Here is a 5,603-nt window from a genome sequence, read left to right as displayed (position 1 = left end):
ACGGTGTACGCGGATGTCCCGCACTCACCTGAACCCCGCAGGCGACGCCGCCCTCGGCCGCATCGCCGTCGTCGGCGACGGCAGAATGGGCCGGGCGCTCATCGCCGCTCTCGCGGAGATCGGGGTCACCGCGGCCGGCCCCGAACCCCGTGGTGCCACCGGGTCGGGCGCCGACATCGTGCTCCTCGCGGTGCCCGATCACGCGATCGCGGAGGCCGCTGCCGCCATCGCCCCCGGCCCGCTCGTCGGGCACCTCTCCGGTGCGCTGGGGCTGGCTCCGCTGACCCCGCACGAGTCGTTCAGCATCCACCCCCTCATGACCGTCACCTCCGCCGGTGCCCGCTTCACGGGCGTCACCGCGGCGCTCGCCGGAAGCACTCCGCGCGCCCTCGCCGCCGCCGAGCGGCTCGCCGCGAAGCTCGGGATGTCGCCGGTCGCCGTCGCCCCCGACGACCGGGCGGCGTACCATGCGGCCGCGTCGATCGCGGCGAACTTCCTCGTGACGGTCGAGGCGTTCGCCGAGCAGCTCGCGTCGACCGCGGGCATCGACCGCGCCGCCCTCGTACCCCTCGTGCGCGCCGCCGTCGACAACTGGTCGGCGCTGGGGGCGCCGGCCGCCCTCACCGGTCCCGTCGCCCGGGGCGATGACGACACCGTCGCCCGCCAGCGTGCCGCTATCGCCGAGCGCGCCCCCGAGCAGCTCGCGCTGTTCGATGCGCTCGTCGATGCCACGCGCGCGCTCGCCGAGCGCTCGCGCACCTCGGCGGCCCCGGCATGATCGTCGCGACGACGCTCGCCGAGCTGCGGTCCGCCCTCGCCCCGCGCCGCGACGCCCCGATCGCCGTCGTGCCGACCATGGGCGCCCTGCACGAAGGTCACCTGTCGCTCGTCACGGCAGCCCGCGCGCGTGCGGCCACCGTCGTGCTCACGATCTTCGTGAACCCGACCCAGTTCACCGAGCAGGCCGACCTCGACGCCTACCCCCGCGCTCTCGACGACGACCTCGCGAAGGCGGGCGCCGCGGGCGTCGACGTGGTCTTCGCGCCGACCGCCGCCGAGATGTACCCGACCGGCTTCGCGACCACGGTGTCGATCGCCGGATCCCTCACCGAGACCTTCGAGGGCGCCGTGCGCGGCCGCGCCCACTTCGACGGCGTCGCCACGATCGTGAGCAAGCTGCTGCTCGCCGCGCTCGCCGACACCGCGTACTTCGGGCAGAAGGACGCCCAGCAGGTCGCCGTCGTCCGACGGCTCGTGCGCGACCTCGGCATCCCCACCGAGATCGTCGTCGTGCCCACGTCGCGCGACGACGACGGCCTCGCGCGATCGAGCCGCAACGTGCGGCTGACTCCCGCCGACCGGGTCCGTGCCCTCGCCCTGCCCCGCGCGCTGGCCGCCGCCGCCCGAGCCGCCGCCGACGGTGAGCAGGATGCCGCGGCTCTCCGCGCGATCGCGGCGCACGAGCTCGACGCCGCCGGTCTCACCCCCGACTATCTCGCCGTCGTCGACAGCGATGGCTTCGCCGAGCTCGACCGTCTCGACCGCGACGCGGTGCTCGTCGTCGCAGCCCGCGTGGGAGCCGTGCGACTGCTCGACAACGTCGTGCTCGCGCCCGTGACGGTGAGCAGCGACATCCTCGACGACCGTCCGGTCGCTGCACCCACCGGGAGCCCTCGATGACCGAACGCCCGCCCGTCACCCTCGCCCGCATCGCCGAGATGCACGCCGCCGGCGAGCAGATCGTCATGGTGACCGCCTACGATCATCCGTCCGCGCGTGCCGCGGAGCGCGCCGGGGTGGACATGATCCTCGTCGGCGACTCGGCTGCCCAGGTCGTCCTCGGCTACGACGGCACCGCGCCCGTGTCGCTCGACGAGATGCTCATGCTCGCGCGTGCCGTGCGCCGTGCCGTGCGCACGGCCTTCGTCGTCGTCGACCTGCCGTTCGGGGCGACCGAGCTCAGCGACGAGCAGGCCGTGGCCTCCTCGCTCCGGCTCGTGAAGGAGGCGGGCGCCGACGCCGTCAAGCTCGAGGGCGGGCAGCCGGCGCGGCTGTCGCGCATCCGCGCCATCGTCGCGGCCGGTATCCCGGTCGTCGGGCACATCGGTCTCACGCCGCAGACCGCGACCGCGCTCGGAGGACTGCGCGCCCAGGGCCGCACGGTCGACACCGCCCTCCGCGTCGCTCAGGAGGCGCTCGACGTCGAGGCGGCCGGGGCGATCGCTCTCGTCGTCGAGGCTGTGCCCGCGGCGGTCGTCGCCGAGATCCGCGGAGCCCTCGGCATCCCCCTCATCGGCATCGGCGCGGGTGCCGCCGACGGCCAGGTGCTCGTGCACCATGACCTTCTCGGCATCACCGCCGGGCGCACCGCACGGTTCGTCAAGCAGTATGCGGCGCTCGGTGACGCCATGGCCGAGGGCATCGCCACGTACGCGACCGAGGTGCGCGCGGGGGAGTTCCCGAGCGCCGAGCACACCTACCCGGTGGCCGACGACGTGCTCGACCAGGTGCGCGCGCACCTCGCGGCACGCGGGCACTGAGGCTCCGCGCGGCCGGCGGGCCCGGCGGGTGCGCGCGTCACCGCACGTAGCTGCCGTAGTAGGCGAACGCCGCCCACACGAGCACCGCGACGCCCACGGCCAGCAGCGCAACACCGACATACATCAGCACGGTCGCCGGCCGCACCGGCGGCCGCTTCCGACCTTCGTCAGGGATCCCCATACCGCGGATATTACTGACGCGGTGTGTCCAGAATGTGTCCGATGACGGATGACGACGCTCAGCGCACGACGGCGGTGACCGTCGGCAGGGCGCCGACCACGTGCTCGCTCACCGAACCGAGCACGAAACGGGCGAACGCGCCCCGCCCGTGAGAGCCCACGACGAGCAGCGCCGCACCGGCGCCGGCCTCTTCGAGCGCGGTCGCCGGGTCGCCCTCGAGGGCGTCGCCGGTCACGGCGAGGTCGGGGTGGGCCGACGCGACCCGCTGCACCACCGCGTCGACGTTCGCCGCCGCGATCGCCGCGAGATCGGTGAGGTAGAGGTCGGGGTACAGCCCGAAATCGCCGGGCACGGCGACCGGCGTCCACGCCGACACGACGCGCAGCGGTTCGCCGAGCCGCGCGGCCTCGGCGGCGGCGAACGTGATCGCGGCATCCGAGACATCCGAGCCGTCGACACCGACGACGACACCCGATCCGGCGGCGTCGGCGGCGGGAACGACCACGACGGGGGAGTGGGCGGCGGCGGCGATGCGCGCCCCGTGCAGTCCGCGCCGACCGGATCCTCGCGACTCGCCGCCGATCACGACCAGCGCGGCATGAGCGGATGCCTCCACCAGCGCGGCGACCGGATTCCCGTGGTCGACGCGCGTCGACACGGCGACCCCGCCTGCGCCGAGCCGGGCCGCCTCCGCGGCGACCGCGTCGGTCGCGTGCGCGAGTGCGGCGTCCAGCACCTGCTGCTCGCCGACCGCGCCGACGGCGCCGCCGACGATCGCGAGCAGCTCGACCGCTCCGCCCGTCGCCGCCGCTCGGGCCACCGCCCAGTCGCCGGCATGTCCCGACACCGTCGCATCGACGAATCCCACCACGATCGCACCAGTCATGGCCGCCCCTTCGCTCGTGCCCTCAGCGTATCCCCGGCACCGGCGGCGGGCGAGGTCGATGACCGGGCAAACCCCGGTGCGAGCGGCCCCCGCGTGTCGGGTGATCGCAGCGTCCCGGCCGCCCGCCCGGGATCACTCGATAGAGTCGCCAGGTGAGCACTCCGCCGCACGACGGCTCCGACGCGTCAGATCCGATCGACGCGCCCGACGCCGCGCACCCGACACCGATCGTTCGCGCGCCGAAGCCCCCGCGTCATCCCGCGTCCCACCCGGCACGACGTCTGCAGGAAGCCGCGGGGTCGGCGCCGGCCGCGGAGAGCGCCCCCGCGGATGCCCTCTCGGCCTCCGCCGACGCCGCGACCAACGAGGACGCTCGGCGCATCGTCGCGAACCGCGACGCCTATGTGCTGCGTGTCGACACCGCTGCCGTGCCGGTCACCGGCCCGGCCGTCGACGACAGCGCATCGAGCCGTTCCGGCGACGCCGCGGAATCGTCGCCCGAGCACGCCCTCGTGTCCGACGCCGCTGCGCCGGACGCACCTGCCCCGAACGCTGCTGCGCCGAACGCCTCTTCGGTGAACGCCTCTGCATCGCATGCCCCCGCCGCCGCTCCGCGCGGTCGCCGTGCCCCGCGCCGGTCGCGCGCGCCCCGTGCTCCCCGCACGCGACGTCAGAAGTGGATCCGCGGCTTGATCATCGCCGCCTTCGCGCTCGTCGTGGTCGTCGTGCTCTCGGGCCTCGCGATCGCCGGCATCGCCGTCAACACCCTGGTGAACACCGTGTCTGCACAGCCGCCCCGCGTGGGCACCACGATCGTCGCTCCCGACGAGTCCAAGGCGGCCAAGGCCGCCGCCGCCGAGACGCCCGGCTCGGCCGAACAGGCGGCAGCCGCCTACCTCGCCGCCCAGCCCACCGCCTACTGGCTCACCCCCGAACAGGATCCGATCGGCGAGGTCTACGACCGTGTCGCCCACCTTGCCACCGAGGCCCGCGCACAGAAGGCGTCCCTCGCCGTCGTCGTCTACGGGCTCCCGGGCCGTGACTGCGGAAACCACTCCGCCGGCGGTCTCGACGAAGCCGACTATGTCACCTGGACGACCCAGATCGGTCAGGCGCTCGCCGCGGCATCCGACCTGCGCAAGATCGTCATCCTCGAACCCGACAGCCTCGCGCTCGCGCCGCAATGCGGCAACCTCAGCGACCGCGACACCCAACTGCGCGGGGCGGTCGACGTGATCGCGGGCACCAACACCTGGATCTACCTCGACGGCGGTCATTCGTCGTGGCTTCCGGCGGCGCAGATGGCCGACCTGATCAAGAGCGTCGGCGTGCTCGACAAGGTGCGCGGGTTCGCGACGAACGTGTCGAACTTCAACACCACCCAGAACGAGTTCAGCTACGCCCATGCCGTCGCCGCCGCCCTCGGGACGGGTCACGCGATCGTCGACACCTCGCGCAACGGCGCCGGGCCGACGAGCGACAACCAGTGGTGCAACCCGGCAGGCCGCCTCGTCGGCGACAAGGGCGGCACCTACGGCGACGACGTCGTCGACACCAATCTGTGGATCAAGCCGCCCGGCGAGAGCGACGGCACGTGCAACGGCGGACCCGACGCGGGTGTCTGGTGGCCTGCGGGAGCGGTCGCGCTCACGCAGGGGCTGGTGAAATGACGCACGCCGTGTTGCCGGACCCACGCTCCGGCTTCTCAGGGCTGTAACAGAACTATGGAACAATGACGAAGCGCTCGGGGGCCCGCGGGGTGACCGACGCGTGTCCCTCCGGTTCCTCCACGAGAAGGCCACCTGAATGAGCACACCTGAAGGCGGGCAGAAGACCGCCGTCATCGTCGAGGACGACCCCGACGTCCGCCACCTCCTCGTCGAGGTGCTCGAGGCCGCGGGATTCTCGACGGTCTCCGTCGGCAACGGCATCGACGGTGTGCGTGCAGTGCTGGCCTATCAGCCCCTCATCACGACGCTCGACGTGAACATGCCGG

The 5,603-nt window shown here is 73.6% G+C and carries 5 protein-coding genes and 1 pseudogene; 5 read left to right on the top strand and 1 reads right to left on the bottom strand.

All coding sequences use genetic code 11. From position 1 onward, the window contains the following. Positions 1-13 precede the first annotated feature (13 nt). Genes ASG00_RS00425 through panB form a run of 3 tightly spaced genes read left to right on the top strand, consistent with a single transcriptional unit; the run spans position 14 to position 2,540 of the window. The gene (locus ASG00_RS00425) at positions 14-778 is read left to right on the top strand and encodes a Rossmann-like and DUF2520 domain-containing protein (protein WP_056206109.1); all 765 of its coding nucleotides are present in this window, start codon (positions 14-16) and stop codon (positions 776-778) included. Next, a complete protein-coding gene (gene panC / locus ASG00_RS00420) occupies positions 775-1,680 on the top strand; it encodes a pantoate--beta-alanine ligase (RefSeq protein WP_082482948.1) in 906 nt (301 codons plus the stop codon). The genes ASG00_RS00425 and panC overlap by 4 nt, the downstream gene beginning before the upstream one ends. Next, positions 1,677-2,540 (top strand): 3-methyl-2-oxobutanoate hydroxymethyltransferase, encoded by an 864-nt coding sequence (gene panB / locus ASG00_RS00415; protein ID WP_056206083.1) that lies wholly within the window; start codon positions 1,677-1,679, stop codon positions 2,538-2,540. The genes panC and panB overlap by 4 nt, the downstream gene beginning before the upstream one ends. Positions 2,541-2,779: 239 nt before the next feature. Here panB and ASG00_RS00410 read toward each other — a convergent pair whose 3' ends face one another. Continuing rightward, a complete protein-coding gene (locus ASG00_RS00410; RefSeq protein WP_056206081.1) occupies positions 2,780-3,607 on the bottom strand; it encodes a universal stress protein in 828 nt (275 codons plus the stop codon). A 152-nt stretch (positions 3,608-3,759) separates the two neighbouring features. Here ASG00_RS00410 and ASG00_RS15960 point away from each other — a divergent pair, with 152 nt between their 5' ends. Both ASG00_RS15960 and ASG00_RS00400 read left to right on the top strand, forming a co-directional pair. After that, positions 3,760-5,277 carry a glycoside hydrolase family 6 protein gene (locus ASG00_RS15960; RefSeq protein ID WP_235557366.1) on the top strand — a complete coding sequence of 506 codons (1,518 nt, stop codon included), beginning with the start codon at positions 3,760-3,762 and terminating at the stop codon, positions 5,275-5,277. A 136-nt stretch (positions 5,278-5,413) separates the two neighbouring features. Next, positions 5,414-5,603 (top strand): annotated as a pseudogene (locus ASG00_RS00400) (DNA-binding response regulator); the annotation flags it as partial.

Origin of the sequence: Microbacterium sp. Leaf351 (assembly GCF_001423825.1) — a bacterium.
Taxonomy (GTDB): domain Bacteria; phylum Actinomycetota; class Actinomycetes; order Actinomycetales; family Microbacteriaceae; genus Microbacterium; species Microbacterium ginsengisoli.
This window is presented reverse-complemented; position numbering and strand designations above follow the sequence as displayed.